At 36.0% G+C, this 14,392-nt stretch carries 13 protein-coding genes; 4 read left to right on the forward strand and 9 right to left on the reverse strand.

The window, feature by feature from the left end:
* The first annotated feature begins 101 nt into the window (after positions 1 to 101).
* Positions 102 to 974 carry a glycine betaine ABC transporter substrate-binding protein gene (locus D9780_RS03430; protein ID WP_121641417.1) on the forward strand — a complete coding sequence of 291 codons (873 nt, stop codon included), beginning with the start codon at positions 102 to 104 and terminating at the stop codon, positions 972 to 974.
* A gap of 224 nt (positions 975 to 1,198) precedes the next feature.
* Here the strand turns inward: D9780_RS03430 and D9780_RS03435 are convergent, their stop codons facing one another.
* The 7 genes from D9780_RS03435 to rbsK form a co-directional block, all read right to left on the reverse strand.
* Positions 1,199 to 1,558: a YtxH domain-containing protein gene (locus D9780_RS03435; RefSeq protein ID WP_073006085.1), complete on the reverse strand. Its 360-nt coding sequence runs from the start codon at positions 1,556 to 1,558 to the stop codon at positions 1,199 to 1,201.
* Between the two features lie 495 nt (positions 1,559 to 2,053).
* Entirely contained in the window at positions 2,054 to 2,575 is a 522-nt protein-coding gene (locus D9780_RS03440; protein ID WP_121639300.1) for a tryptophan transporter, read from the reverse strand.
* Positions 2,576 to 2,831: 256 nt separating this feature from the next.
* Complete coding sequence (locus D9780_RS03445) at positions 2,832 to 3,260, reverse strand: HIT family protein (RefSeq protein WP_121639301.1); 429 nt, start codon at positions 3,258 to 3,260, stop codon at positions 2,832 to 2,834.
* 813 nt (positions 3,261 to 4,073) lie between these two features.
* A complete protein-coding gene (locus tag D9780_RS03450; protein WP_073006228.1) occupies positions 4,074 to 5,087 on the reverse strand; it encodes a LacI family DNA-binding transcriptional regulator in 1,014 nt (337 codons plus the stop codon).
* A gap of 358 nt (positions 5,088 to 5,445) precedes the next feature.
* Positions 5,446 to 6,867 (reverse strand): C4-dicarboxylate transporter DcuC, encoded by a 1,422-nt coding sequence (gene dcuC / locus D9780_RS03455; protein WP_121639302.1) that lies wholly within the window; start codon positions 6,865 to 6,867, stop codon positions 5,446 to 5,448.
* 24 nt (positions 6,868 to 6,891) lie between these two features.
* Positions 6,892 to 7,818 carry a ribonucleoside hydrolase RihC gene (gene rihC, locus D9780_RS03460; protein WP_121639303.1) on the reverse strand — a complete coding sequence of 309 codons (927 nt, stop codon included), beginning with the start codon at positions 7,816 to 7,818 and terminating at the stop codon, positions 6,892 to 6,894.
* 6 nt (positions 7,819 to 7,824) lie between these two features.
* Complete coding sequence (gene rbsK / locus D9780_RS03465; protein ID WP_121639304.1) at positions 7,825 to 8,745, reverse strand: ribokinase; 921 nt, start codon at positions 8,743 to 8,745, stop codon at positions 7,825 to 7,827.
* Between the two features lie 663 nt (positions 8,746 to 9,408).
* On the opposite strand from rbsK, the gene D9780_RS03470 reads away from it, so the two are divergent.
* Together D9780_RS03470 and D9780_RS03475 are read left to right on the forward strand one after the other, a co-directional pair.
* Positions 9,409 to 10,155, forward strand: coding sequence for an ABC transporter ATP-binding protein (locus D9780_RS03470; protein ID WP_073006095.1), 747 nt, complete (start codon positions 9,409 to 9,411; stop codon positions 10,153 to 10,155).
* Positions 10,148 to 11,359 (forward strand): ABC transporter permease, encoded by a 1,212-nt coding sequence (locus tag D9780_RS03475; RefSeq protein WP_121639305.1) that lies wholly within the window; start codon positions 10,148 to 10,150, stop codon positions 11,357 to 11,359. Before D9780_RS03470 ends, D9780_RS03475 begins: the two co-directional genes overlap by 8 nt.
* Positions 11,360 to 11,535: 176 nt before the next feature.
* Here the strand turns inward: D9780_RS03475 and D9780_RS03480 are convergent, their stop codons facing one another.
* Complete coding sequence (locus tag D9780_RS03480; RefSeq protein ID WP_121639306.1) at positions 11,536 to 12,705, reverse strand: M20 metallopeptidase family protein; 1,170 nt, start codon at positions 12,703 to 12,705, stop codon at positions 11,536 to 11,538.
* Between the two features lie 335 nt (positions 12,706 to 13,040).
* On the reverse strand, positions 13,041 to 13,475 hold the full coding sequence (locus D9780_RS03490) for a ferritin-like domain-containing protein (protein WP_073006102.1): 435 nt from the start codon (positions 13,473 to 13,475) through the stop codon (positions 13,041 to 13,043).
* Positions 13,476 to 13,599: 124 nt separating this feature from the next.
* Here D9780_RS03490 and D9780_RS03495 point away from each other — a divergent pair, with 124 nt between their 5' ends.
* Positions 13,600 to 14,247: a phosphatase PAP2 family protein gene (locus D9780_RS03495; RefSeq protein ID WP_121639308.1), complete on the forward strand. Its 648-nt coding sequence runs from the start codon at positions 13,600 to 13,602 to the stop codon at positions 14,245 to 14,247.
* The last annotated feature ends 145 nt before the right edge of the window (positions 14,248 to 14,392 follow it).

Genomic DNA, 14,392 nt, shown 5'->3' on the forward strand with positions numbered 1-14,392 from the left:
AGCTTTCTAATAAAAATTAGTATAAGGAATAAGGAGAGGGTTTAGTGCAGAAAGCAAATGGCTGGAGTAAACTGTTATTATTTAGTTCAATTATTGCCGTGATGCTACTAGCGGCTTGCGGTTCTGAGGAGAAAGAAGAAGGCAATGCAGAAGGGGATTCAGGTGAGACGAATTATGGCGAAGAAATAGATTATACGATCACGGGGATTGAGCCCGGGGCAGGGATTACAGTAGCAACAGAGAAGGCGATAGAAGAATATGATAGTTTGTCAGGTTGGGAGCTTGAACAGTCTTCCACGGCAGCCATGGTAACGGAATTAGAAGAAGCAATTGCAAGTGAAAGCCCAATTATTGTGACCGGGTGGAATCCACATTGGAAATTTGCAAAATTCGATAATCTGAAATATTTGGAAGATCCAAAAGGTATTTATGGTGACGTAGAGGTTATTAAATCACTAGCAAGAAAAGGGCTAGAAAAAGATAAACCGAATGCTTATAAGCTAATTGACCAATTTGAATGGTCTGTAGAAGATATGGAAGGAATTATGTATGAAGCTTCTGAAAGCGGGAAAGAAGTTGCTGAAGTAGCAAAACAGTGGGTTAAGGATAATCCGGATAAAGTAGAAGCGTGGACAGAAGGGGTAGAAGATGTGGATGGTGTTGAATTCGAACTTGTTTCTACACCTTGGGATTCAGAACGAGCTTCGGCGAATGTTGTCGCTGAAGTCATGCGTCAAAAAGGGTTTGAAGTGACAATTACTCCTGTAGATGTCGCCGTTATGTTTGAAGCAGTTGCTAATGGGGACGGAGATGCTACATTAGCTGCTTGGATGCCAGCAACTCATAAAGATTTTTATGAGAAGTTTGAAGATGATTTTGAAGATTTAGGAGCAAATTTAGAAGGGGCAAAGATTGGTTTAGTTGTACCTGATTATATGGATATAGATTCTATTGAAGATATACAAGCTAAATAGATCTCTAGAAACAGAATGAGCTATGAAATGCTCGTTCTGTTTTTATGAAACAAGGATGTACCCCAGTCTAGACAAGGGAATATAAGAAAAACTTGGTTAGTAAACAAACTTTATGGAAAAAAATTTATTTTTATTTAAAGCCCATGCTGGAAATTTCACCACTTTGCATATACATATAAAAAGCTTTCCCTTTTGAGAAAGCTTCCCACCAAATATCCTAATGTTTATTGTTTTTTTATTTTATTTTCAAGGTCATTTAGGCTGGATTCAATTTGCGCCAAATATTGATGAATATTCTCTTGATGAGGCTCTACAGTTGTTTTCCATTCCGATACCGATTTTTTCATATCTTGCGTGAGTTCTTTAATTAATATGGCGCCTTCCTGTGAAGTTTCTTTAATTTGATTCTTTAATCGAACACCATCCTGTTTTAAATGTAAAAGCATATCTTTCCACTCCATACCTTTTTCCTTCATTTTCACCCGAAGTTGTTTTCCGGAAGCTGGTGCACTTAACAGCGTAACAGTTGCACTTACAGCACCGCCGACTGCAATTCCTAACCATAGTGATTTCGCATTTGTCATTCATTTATCGCTCCTTTCTATTTGTTTAAGAGTTAAAAGGGACTTTCGTATATTTTGTACTGTAGAAAAGTATAAAATATAATTTTTTATACTAGAGGAAAATATGAAATTTTTAGTGTCTTTAGTATAAGCCAAGTTTTTCTAAAGGTTTATCGTACAACAAAAGTGGTGGACGTCATCGTAAAAGTTTGGCGATAGGTTTCGTTTTCTACGAACAAATATCGTTAAACTTCGTATGTTTTGAAAACAAAGGCGCAAGCGCCCGGTTAGCAACGTAGCGACTGGAACGAATCAACTAAAGTTTTAGGAATCACGGTGAGGAACGAACCGATGATGACTTATCGTAGGGCGATTTCGTGAAGTCGCCTAGTTGCTGGGCGCTGGAGCCGGACGGAGCCTATTCGGTTATTGGTTACGCCATAGCACCAAATTTTATGCTTTTTTATCTTTTTTAAAAAATCCCCTGGACAATCCAGTATGCCAGAGGATTTTAATTCATGTCATCATTAATTGCGGTGTTCTTTTTAAAATCCTTTGTACAATTGGATAAACAACAGCAATAAGGATAGAGTTTAAAAATGCTGCTGGCAATACGGCTATGCTAAACATCGCTATGAATGAACCCTCCATAATTCCAATTAAAAAGAGTGCAACGCTTAAAAATATCGCACCTGAGATCATTGTCCCAATTGCAGTTAAAATAACTGCTTGTGAAAGCGGGCGCAATGTTTTGGAGATAATGAAGAATAAACTAAGGAAAATAATAGCAGTAATAGGTTTATCAACCATGTTAGCTATTTGGCCGCCGGGTGCACTTGTTGTTAAAGCAGATATAGCTCCAGTAGCAATGGAAAGAATAATGACGTATTTCAGTTTAGGAAATAATAAAATTCCTAAAAACATCATAGAAAGCAACATATCTGGCTTCACTCCAAAAATAACTGGTGGTACAATAGCATGCAACACAGCGCCAATCCCTATCAGTAGCGATAAAATCATTAAAATTCGAATATTCATTTGTAAACTCTCCTCTACTCAACTTTTCTCAAACTATCATTCCTCAATTGTACAACTCTTTGCCAATTGCAAGAACTTACGTTTATTATAACAAAGAATTTATAAAATAAAAAGCTGTAAAAAACACTTATTTCCTTATTAAAATGCAATCCTTAGTATGGAAGGATAATAAGTATGGTGGAAGTACGTCTTAAATAACCTTATATACTCAGACGTTTAAAAACCAGTGAGTAGGAGGCTCACTGGTTCTACGATTTTAATCCATATGGTTTGTTATCGCTCCGGCGATTTCTTGCAAATCACTCGCACTATAATCATCGGAGTGTACTTTCCAATTAGAGGAAAAGCCGTCGTTTTTTCCGTATCGTGGAAGAAGGTGGATATGTAAGTGAAAAACGGATTGATCGGCTGGCTTTTCATTATTATTAAGTAAGTTCATCCCAATTGGCTTATAAGCTGATTTAATTGCATTTGCCACTTTTGGCACCTTTTCAAAAAGAGCTGCGGCAACGTCAGATGGAGTTTCATAAATGTTTTTAACATGTACTTTAGGAATAATTAATGTATGCCCCTTTGTAACTTGACTGATGTCTAAAAAGGCATATACATGCTCATCTTCATACACTTTAGCTGAAGGAATTTCTTGATTAATGATTTTACAAAATATACAATCTTCATGACTCATTATGATCTCCCCTTTCTTTTCCATATTATTTCTATTGTATATAGGAATGGATGAGGTTGTAAAGCAAATCCTTTAACTTATTAAGGAATGTTAACTAGCAAAAATTCGCTAAGAACTTTTTGTTAGAACATGTGTATAACGTTATCTAAGCGTGACTTAGTAAGAGTAAGAAGCACTGCTGTTTTCTGACACTATAGAAAAGTATAAGGTTTTTTGTTTATAGTATAAGAAAAACAACGGCTTGTCGCCAAGTCTTTCTAATAAAATACATATTTATCGGGAATATAAGGTCCCACAATAATTGGAAGCTGTGAGCTGAACAAGTTTAAGTGGGAATAACAGTACCTAAACTTCCATTTCGCTTTATCTAAAAAATCAATGAAGGATAAAAAACGCACACGAAGATTCACTTTATCATATGAAAAAAGAAAACCAGCCCCCTAGGAGGAGACTGGTTTGAAGGCATGAAGGATAAAGCCTTTGCTAAAGGCAGATTGTAAAGGCAATAAGCAATTCAGCTTGGTTGACGTTTTACAATTTCCTTTAATGAACTTCTCAGAAGAAGTGGCTTAATGAGTTAATATGGCATGTTAATTGCCGTTTGCAAACACCTCATTTGTGTTATTTTTTGAAACACAGTTAAATATCGATCGCAGACACCTCATTTTCATGAAGGTTAGTTCGAAACTTAGCTCATTTCTCATTAAACACGCAAATTGTTTGCTTGATAACTTTTTTAATCCTTTTGCCTACAATGATTAGTCTGTGCAATGTGCTAAGAAATATACATAGGAAAAATAATTTTTTTTGATGCTAAGCATGTATGGTTTTTACACTTGTTCTTGCGATAAGTTCAGGCTGTAAACAAGTATTTTGGGCAACAGTATCTTTTTTTTGTATTTTTTGAAACAATTGCTTGAAAGCAGTTTCACTTAATTTTTTTACATCTTGTTTAACAGATGATAATTCAACACCAAATAAGTAAGGATAAATGGTGTTATCATAGCTGATAACAGAGTAATCGTCGGGTATTTTTTTGTTCTTCTCATAAATGCTATGAATGAAACCAAGCGCCATCATATCATTTGTAATAAATATAGCTGTTACATCCTTGTTTATTATTTTTTGGCCCGCTAGATAACCACTTTCTTTTTTATAATCACCAGTTACAATGTTGTTATAATCGATTGGAATATTAAATTCTTTTAAAGCCCGCAAATACCCGTTTAAACGAAATTGTCCATTAATAAAACTGGAACTGGCAATGCAGGCGATTTTTCGATGGCCATTTTCCAATAAGTATTTCACCGCTATATAAGCTCCATATTCATTATCAAACCAAACTTTATCACAAGATAGGTCAGAAAACACACGATCCAGCAAAATATAAGGGACAGTGAGTTGCTTTAATTTTTCGATGAGCTCTGGTTTTTTTAGCCATGATTCACTGGCAGGGATAAGAAATATACCTTCTACAGCACGCGATAATAATAAATCCAGTAATGCGATATCATTTTCAAATTGGTCATTGGAATTCACAATAATTAATGTGTAACCGTGCATACGGCATTGCATTTCGATATGTTTGGCTAAAGAAGAAAAGAATATATTTTCAATGTCAGGTATAATTAAACCGAACGTTTTTGTTTGTTTCGTAACAAGGCTTCTTGCTATTTGATTTGCAGTATAGTTCAGCTCTTTGGCAATTTGTTTAATTTCAGCTTTTTTTTGGTCGGAAATCCGGCTCGGTCGATCATTTAATACTAATGAAACGGAGCTTGGAGAGACACCAGCTTTCTTGGCAATATCTTTAATAGTTACTTTCACTAAAAATACATCCCCTATAAATTTAATCGCTTTAAATTGGCTTGAACCAAAAACTTTAATGGAATAACTAGATGTAAGTGAGCTTGTGAGTTCAAGTCAAGGTTAATCTGTAGCATTTTGCTATCCTCTTCTTGTTAAACTTGTCGCATTTGCAAGGAATTTGCTTCAGAGAGATCACACAAAGAAATTGTAACATTCATTTTCGATACTCTCTGTGCGCTACTTCCCCCTTAAATCTAGTGATCGCTATATTACCATCTGTTTAAGGACACTTCACCTTAATATCATTTTACTAAATAAAACAGGGAATGTCTTATTTATAGCCTAAGAAAAAACTACAGCTTCTACTATAAATTGCCTATAGAAAGATGACCATTGAAAGAACGAACATGAAAACGACGCCGGAAATCATTGGCACAGATGTACGTTTGATAATATCTAATGGATCTACTTTTAATGTGCCGGCAATAATTAATACAACAGCTGCTACAGGAGATACTGCACGAAATAGGTTTCCAGCAAGTCCCATTGGTATGGAAATAGCCACTGGACTTATTCCTGCTGCTTCTGCTAATGGAACCATTAAAGGAATCATTGCAAAGAATAATGCAATACCACTTCCACTTAATAAGACGATAAGCGCAGTAAAAAGCACTAAAATTAGTGGTAAGATAAAATCTAACCCTTGTCCGTGAAAGTTTTGCATAGCCGTCTGTAACGTGTCTAACAAGCCGATGGACTTTAAACCAGTAACAAACACGGAAGCTGCAACAATAAGCGCTACGATAGGAATAGCTTTCCCCATCCCTTCGAAAAACTTCTCTGTGTTTGATAAAACCGCTTTATTACCTTTTTTACGTATTAATTCACAAACAACAGCGATGATTAGCGAAAAAAGCACGGAATTTTCTACGCTAAGGGAGATCGTTGCATTTGTAGTCATTTCCAAGATAAAAGAAATAAGCAAAAGGACAATTGGAAAGATAGGTAGTAATGCATATACAACTTTGAATAATTTACCACCAGTTATTTCCTCTATATTTTCTAATTCCACTTCCTCTTTCGCTTGAGAAGCTAGCGTTTTTTTATCCATTCGTTTTTGCCAAAAATAATGAACTATTGCTATGAATATTAACGTCGGTATAGAGACAATAGCGTGGTATTGAAACACGTAATCGGTTACAGATAAGTCAGTAAAAGCAGCGAATTTCGCCAACTCTTCCGACACAGCGACGTTATCACTTCCTAATGGTGTTGGAATTATTGTAGCTGAAGTAGCGATAACTGCAGCTATACTTAGTACCGACATTCCAGCTCGCTTTAACACAGGATATAAAGTAGCCAATAATAAAATAGCTAATGTGGAAGCGCTTGGAATAACGAGCGATAATAAGTTTCCGAGCAAAAACACTGCTGGAACTAAAAAATAAACAGATTTAATCTTACTAATTGGTTTTGTTAGAACTTGTACAGTAACGTCGTTCGCACCAATTGAAGACATATATGCTGTATATCCGCCAAGCATGAGGATAATAAGTCCTGCTTTCGTAAAGGTTTCCTTAAATTGCTGAACAATAACTTGCAATGGGTCTAGTAATGTAGAACCGGTTGTTTCAAAGTCGGCTATAGGAATTTCATTGCCCATACTCGTCCCTATAAATATTAAAAGTATACCAATCGAAAATAAAGCGACTTTTATGTCCATTTTCTTTACTAGCATATAAATGACGATAATAACAGCTAGGATTGCTGAGCTATACATAATTAAGTTATCTGTCATGGTGTATCCTCCTGTTTGAGTTGTTTAGTTGCATTTTTGTAAACTATCCAAAAACCATCCTTTAAATAATTTTTCATCAATGTCTAAACAAACGGTCGCATTACTTGGCATATTTAAGTATCCTTTTAAGTCAGTAACAGTACACCCCTTTGATAAGGAGCCATTTAGCTCAATACCTACATAAGCTTTTTGTGTCGTGAACATCTCTGGACATAGCAAGTAGGCTATAGCACAACTATCATACATTTTTAGTCCAGTTTTCATACTACCGCCACGATATTTTTGGAATAAATGGTAAATCATATGACCTGTTTCGTTTAATGTTTTCAATTTTTCACTGTCTTCAGGGTAAACGAGTGCTTTCCAACCGACATCTAATCCAACCATTACAATGGGTACGTCACTGTTAAATACAATACTTGCGGCTTCGGGGTCAGCATGAATGTTAAACTCAGCCATGACTCCAGAATTCCCTCGCGTTGTAGATCCGCCCATTAATACGATTTCTTTAATATTTGTTTTCACTTCTGGATACAATCTTATAAGTAATGCGATATTGGTTAATGGCCCAATGGGTACAAGCGTAATTGGCTTATTGCTTTGAAGAATGGTTTTGTACATCGCGTTAACAGCATGCTCTTTTAATAAGAGATTTTCGTTAGGCTCTGGAAAATCATAACCATCCATACCTGTTTCACCATGAACATTACTCGCATCTATCGGTTCTTTAATTAGTGGTTGCGCTGCACCAGCAGCAACAGGAATTTCTTTTTTGAAAAATTGTAAAAGTCGTAACGTATTGTACGTTACTTTTTCGAGACTTACATTACCAGCAACTGTCGTAATCAATTTAATATCTAATTCTTTACTATATAATGCGGCAGCAAGGGCTACAGCATCGTCAATTCCTGGATCTGTATCAATAATAATAGGTGTTTGGTTGTCATTCATCAATATCTACTCCTCTACATATTTGGAATCAATTATATCTTGTCTAGTAGGTATGGATTTCTGCGCACCGGCTTTAGATACGGTTAACGCGGCGGCACACGTAGCATATTCCATACTTTTTTGAATTGTTTTTCCATGAGAAAGTTCACAGGCAAGCGCCCCAATATAAGTATCTCCAGCAGCGGTTGTATCTACAGTATTTACAGAGAGACTAGGCACGAAATGGATGGTTGTACCCTCACCAACTATACTCCCTTCCGCTCCTAAGGTAATCAGTACTGCATGAACTCCTTGTTGCTGAAAGTATTGTATTGCTTTTCTGTATTCGCTTTCTTCGGATGGGTATATTCCCGATAAAAATTCACATTCTGATTGATTAATGATAAGTAAATCAATATGAAGATAATTGGCTTTTGTAATATGTTTAGCTGGTGCAGGGTTTAATATAGTGAAAAGTCCTTTTTTCTTTGCAGCTTTTAGTGCGTGCAAAGTCGTTTCGTAATCGTTCTCAAATTGCGTTAAAAAAATATCTCCAGGACGACCGATATCTTGCAGCATTTTGTTGACGTCTTGGAAATCAACGTCGTCATTCGCTCCTTTGTCTAAAATAATTCGATTGTCTCCATCATTCCTAATGATCATGGCAATTCCGGTCGTTATATGTCGGCTCATCTTTATATAATCACAATTCACATTATATTTTGTTAGCGTTTCTACTAATTTGTTCCCATATAAATCTGTGCCTACTGCTCCTGCTATCCAAGTATTTGCTCCACTTTTAGCGGCAGCTACAGCTTGATTTCCCCCCTTACCTCCAGGAGATAGGAAAAAGTTTTTTCCTTGTATCGTTTCTCCGTTATTTGGAATGCGATCGGTATAAATGGAAAGGTCCATATTTAAGCTTCCAAAAGTAAGTACTCTCTTCAATATATTCCCTCCTTTACGTAAAAAATATTATGATAAAACGTTTTATCATAATAAATATACAACGTGTACATAAAAATAGTCAATACAAATATCGAATTTTGTCGAATGGATGTTAAAGTTTTTTTGAATTAATAGTTGGAATGCGTAAAAAAGAGAGGAAGATATAGAAAAGCTGGCCTTATTAAGGACCAGCTCTCTTGAAGGAGAGAGTTCTTATGCATTGTGAAGTAAACAGTACACTTCATAGAGCGGGGTTTGCTTCATAAAGTTGTTTACATGATCATTAGTTAGTTCCAGCTAGTGGAACAGCATAAAGACTGGACAACGTATCCTTTAAGAAACAAATTACTAAAAAGAATCTGTGCAGACAGTTAAGACTGTATACATTTTTCTTGTATTAATAAATTGTTTGGAGGATATTTATAAGAACTTTTTCTCCTTCGCTACTTATTATTAGCAGTAATCTACAAAATATACGTACGTAAAAAATATTTTTTGAGCTATAAGAACCATTATGACAACATGTATGGAGAAGGTAACATTTTACTGTGAAATTTTTCGTGACAAAGGCAAACTTATATTTGTCGAAAAAAAGCATACTGTTTACTTTGTTTTTTATATTGAGCAAGTGCTAAAATATAAACAAGAAGAGGAGGGGCATTTGTGGAATCTTTACTACATATTGAAAACCTTTATGGAGGATATACGCATAAGCATGTGTTACAAGGTATTTCCTTTACGGTACATACAGGTGAAATTGTTGGGTTAATTGGTTTAAATGGAGCTGGAAAAAGCACTACTATTAAACATGTTATCGGGTTAATGCAACCAAAAAAAGGGACGATTACTGTAAACGGAAAAACATTTCAAGAAAATACGGAGACATACAGGAATCAAATGGCTTATATTCCTGAAATGCCTATCTTATATGATGAACTGACATTGTATGAACACTTGCGTTTAACAGCTATGGCTTATGATATTCCGCAAGATATATTTGAAAAAAGGTTAGAGCCTTTATTAAAAGAATTTAGAATGGAGAAGAAGTTAAACTGGTTCCCTGTCCATTTTTCCAAGGGTATGCGTCAAAAGGTTATGATAATGTGTGCATTTTTAATTGAGCCACCATTATATATTGTAGACGAGCCTTTTGTAGGGCTTGATCCGTTAGGTATTCAATCTTATTTACAGCTAATGAATCAGATGAAAGAAAATGGATCGGGTGTGCTGATGTCTACCCATATTTTAGCAACAGCAGAGCGGTATTGTAATCGCTTTGTTATATTACATGACGGAACGATACGAGCTGATGGCAGTCTGGATCAATTAAGAGAGAGCTTTAAAATGCCCCATGCTACTTTAGATGATTTGTATGTACAATTAACAAAGGAAGAAAATGACCATGTTTAATTCTCACCATTTTTTCAAGGAACGGTTTTCAGCGCATTTAAAAGAGACAAGTCGTTATTTACGCTATATATTTAATGGTCATATAGCTATTGCAATGCTATTTTTCATCTCTGCGTTAGCTGTTTATTACCAAAAGTGGTTGCAAGAGATCCCAGATGATTTTCCTGCTGCTTGGGTTATATCCATTGTTTTTGGCTTGATAGCAAGTTATAGCCCGGTGCGCACCTTGTTAAAAGAACCAGATCTTGTATTTTTAATTCCAGCAGAACAGAAAATGAAAGCTTATTTTCGTAATGCTATTGCATACAGCTTTACGATTCAATTGTATTTAGTATTTTTAGCTGCTGCAGCTTTGGGCCCGTTATATACAACTGTTTTCGCTAATCGTGCTGGGGTTGTATATCTCATAACCATTGTATTGTTGCTTGTATTTAAATTCGCCAATCTAATTGCGAATTGGTGGATGCTCAAAGTGAGGGAACGTGATTCTCGGTTGATTGATACAGTCGTTCGTACTGTGTTAAATATAGCTGTCTTTTATTTTTTTATATCTGGCAGCATGTTATTAGCCGGTATCACAACATTGCTTTTTGCCATTGTGTTTTTGTATGATTATCAAATAGCGAGTAAACGTTCTGGATTACTATGGGATTTACTGGTGGAAAAAGACCAAAGTCGTATGCAAGCATTTTACCGATTAGCAAATATGTTCGCAGATGTACCTCATTTAAAAAGTCAAGTGAAAAAACGGCATTGGTTGGTCCGTATCGTTAGTCAAGTTCCTTTTACTCGAACAGCTACTTACGATTATTTATATCGAATCACTTTGATACGAAGTGGTGATTACCTCGGTATCTATATGAGATTAGTCGTTATAGGTGGGGTGCTTATTTATGTGATTCCACCATTATGGCTGAAAATTATCTTTGCTTTATTGTTTTTATATTTAAGTAGTTTTCAAATGATGACCTTATACCAGCATCACCGTACGATTTTGTGGCTGGATCTCTACCCGGTTTCCCTGCAAATTCGCCAACAATCATTATTAAAGTTACTATTGCAATTAAGTATTGTACAAGTGATTCTATTTACGGCATTGTTTATTGTAATGGGTATATATATAGGGGCCATGATAACATTTGCAGGTGGGATTATATTCTCTTGGTTGTTTGTAGATGGCTATGTGAAACGAAAGCTTACGTAAAAACACATGAGGGGTATGTTACCTCATGTGTTTTTTACGTTGCACTAGTCTAACATTTTTAACAGCTATGCAAGAGATAATACGGCTGATTTATGTCTAAAGTCGTCGTTTACCAGAGGTCGTATAAGATTTTGCATAGCATCATTATACTTTCAACATCTATTTTAAAGGGGGCATTATCTAGTTTGATAAGCTAAATAAGCAGTTATGAGTGTTTTGGCAGCTATTGGCATAGCTTGTTCATTAAAATCAAATTTTGGATGGTGGTGTGGGAATGGTTGTTTATCTTTTTGAGCGCCTGTAAAAAAGAACGCTCCAGGTTTTTTTTGCAGATAATATGCAAAGTCCTCACCAGCCATAGAAGGCTCAATCGTTTCTGTTTTTGTAATCTCTTTAATATGTTGATCCATTTGTAACAAAAGTGCTGCTTCTTCCTTGTGATTAATTAAAGGGGGGTACCCTTTGATGTAATCAAATCTATAGGTGGCATCTTGACTCATACATATTCCTTTAATGACTGCTTCCATTTCCTTCATAATTGTTGCTTGTAAGTCAGGGTTCAAATATCGTACCGTTCCTACAAGACTTGCTTTGTCAGCTATTACATTAAATGCTTTACCAGCTTCGAAAATGCCTACGGTTATAACGGCTGTATCTAACGGATTCATTCGTCTACTGACAATTTGTTGTAATTGCGACACGATTTGTGATCCAATAACGATGGCGTCCTTTGTTTCATGTGGATACGCGCCATGGCCACCCTTGCCCTGGACTTCTATTGTAAAACGATCTGCTCCGGCCATAAAAGCCTGTTTGGATGTTTGTAACACCCCAAGTGGCGTTGTGGCCCATAAATGGGTACCGAAAACAGCGTCAACATGATCAATGGCACCTGAATCGATAATAGGTTTTGCTCCTCCAGGTGCATATTCCTCTGCATGTTGATGTAAAAAAACAATTGTCCCAGGCAATTCTTGTTTGTACGTTATTAATGCCTTAGCTAAAGTTAGCAATGTAGCTGTATGACCGTCATGCCCACATGCGTGCATCATACCCTTTACTTTAGAACGATAGGGAACATCTTTTTCATCTTGAATGGGAAGCGCATCAAAATCGGCTCGCAGCGCAATTGTTTTTCCTGGCTTTCCACCTTTTATAGTTGCAATGACACCATTGCCTCCGATATTTGTTTCATAAGGTATACCTAATGTTTCGTAATAATTAGCAATATAGGCAGCTGTTTTTGTTTCTTGAAACGATAGCTCTGGATATTGGTGAAGATGTCTCCGAATATGTACCATTTCTTCATACAACGCTTCAATGGAGTGATATATTTGTTTTAACAAAGAACGTACCTCCAATGTTTTTAGTTGTAATTATACCATTAGCAGTGTATAAAAAGAATCTATTTTTTGAAAAAATAAACAAAGGTGATGTATGTACTTGCTCGATGAAAGTACAAAAGCATGCCGCGTCATATTTTGGTTACATAAAAGTAGAAGGTGTGGAAGGTGCGTGCGGAAATTGTTCCCTTGGAAGATAGGAAAGTATACCGAAAAGACTTGGTGGTATGATAGGCCAAGTCTTTTCTAAAAAGATAAGAAAGTAAAAAGTAAGGTGCTTCTGTATAACGAAATAACCGAACCTTTGTTTTAAATATTAGGATCGATTATGCTTATGCTTATGCCAAGCGTGGATCAGCTAATAGTCGCTCAATTTCTTCTTTATGATGTGTTTCATCAGCAATCATATCTTCTAATTTTACAACAAGTTCCGTGTAGCCTAATTTCTCAGCTTGCTCTTTCCTTTTTTCATAACGTTTAATTGTATCTGTTTCTGCTTGTAATGTTGCTTGTAATAGATCCTTAACGTCTGTGGGTTGTGGAACGTCAGCTGCTTTAGTCGTAGGTGTGCCACCTAAAGAGCTGATTTTTTCTGAAAGGTATAAAGCATGTCCTAATTCATCTGTCACTTCTGCTTCAAAAAAAGGTTTTAATGCAGAACGATATAGTCCGCTAACTACGGAGGCACTATACGTGTATTGAATAGCTGCCCCATATTCATTTGCTAAGTCTACATTTAAACCATCAATTAATGTTTGTAAGTCTTGTTCCATTTGCAATCCATCCTTTCATAAACTTCTTAAATACTCCACATATCTATTACCCTTCTCTGTTTTTTTAAAACGTAAATTCGGGTATGATGTGAAAAAAGACAAAAATAAAGGAGAGGATCTGGTTATGAGAAGAAGTATGATGTACTTGTATGCGACCGTATTTTTCATTGGAGTTGTTCTCACATTGTCATGGGGTTATAAAGTGGCAAATCAAACAATGCCATATGTTGATCAATGGACACGTGATGTAGTAGAGAGATTAGATGATACAGCCATTTATACTGCTTTTCGCTGGATTACAGAGCTAGGTTCATCATCTTTTACAATTCCGTTTGTCCTTGTAATGGCATTTGTTTTTTGGTGGATGTACCGTAGTATATTACCTGCGTTGATTTTTAGCTTAGGGACACTTTCAACGCATTATTTTAACATAGCCATTAAACATTTGGTGGAAAGAGACAGACCGAGTGTACTCGTTGCAGCAAATGCAGAAGGACATAGTTTTCCTTCAGGTCATGCTATGATATCAATGGTTTGCTACGGTTTAGTTGCGTATTTCCTGTCCAATCGCCTAAAACAAAAGACAAAAAAATGGCTCATCCAAGTCTTTTTTGCCGGTTTGATACTCTTAATAGGCATGAGTCGATATATCATTAATGTCCATTATTTAACAGATGTTCTTGCAGGGTTCTTTATCGGTTTTTTATGCTTGATTGGTTTGGTATATCTTTATCAGTTAACGAGCAGACAAATTTCTCCGTCTAGAGGTTGAGGAGAAAGCAGTCCCGAGGATGTTCTCCTCTCCCACTTATATTGATAGGATAAAAATGACAGAGATGCTGATGCGTTTCGTGAAGCTTTTGCTAGCCTTCTATTTAAACTATCTTAGCAACTTCCAATGGATGAAAGGCTTCATT

This window comes from Virgibacillus sp. Bac330 (assembly GCF_003667845.1).
Taxonomy (GTDB): domain Bacteria; phylum Bacillota; class Bacilli; order Bacillales; family Amphibacillaceae; genus Virgibacillus; species Virgibacillus chiguensis.

Excerpts from the sequence above, each read along its gene's own strand:
- D9780_RS03430 (WP_121641417.1), top strand. The coding sequence starts at position 102 with ATGCTACTAGCGGCTTGCGGTTCTGAGGAGAAAGAAGAAGGCAATGCA.
- D9780_RS03435 (WP_073006085.1), bottom strand. The coding sequence starts at position 1,558 with ATGACAAATGCGAAATCACTATGGTTAGGAATTGCAGTCGGCGGTGCT.
- D9780_RS03440 (WP_121639300.1), bottom strand. The coding sequence starts at position 2,575 with ATGAATATTCGAATTTTAATGATTTTATCGCTACTGATAGGGATTGGC.
- D9780_RS03445 (WP_121639301.1), bottom strand. The coding sequence starts at position 3,260 with ATGAGTCATGAAGATTGTATATTTTGTAAAATCATTAATCAAGAAATT.
- dcuC (WP_121639302.1), bottom strand. The coding sequence starts at position 6,867 with ATGACAGATAACTTAATTATGTATAGCTCAGCAATCCTAGCTGTTATT.
- rihC (WP_121639303.1), bottom strand. The coding sequence starts at position 7,818 with ATGAATGACAACCAAACACCTATTATTATTGATACAGATCCAGGAATT.
- D9780_RS03475 (WP_121639305.1), top strand. The coding sequence starts at position 10,148 with ATGTTTAATTCTCACCATTTTTTCAAGGAACGGTTTTCAGCGCATTTA.
- D9780_RS03490 (WP_073006102.1), bottom strand. The coding sequence starts at position 13,475 with ATGGAACAAGACTTACAAACATTAATTGATGGTTTAAATGTAGACTTA.
- D9780_RS03495 (WP_121639308.1), top strand. The coding sequence starts at position 13,600 with ATGAGAAGAAGTATGATGTACTTGTATGCGACCGTATTTTTCATTGGA.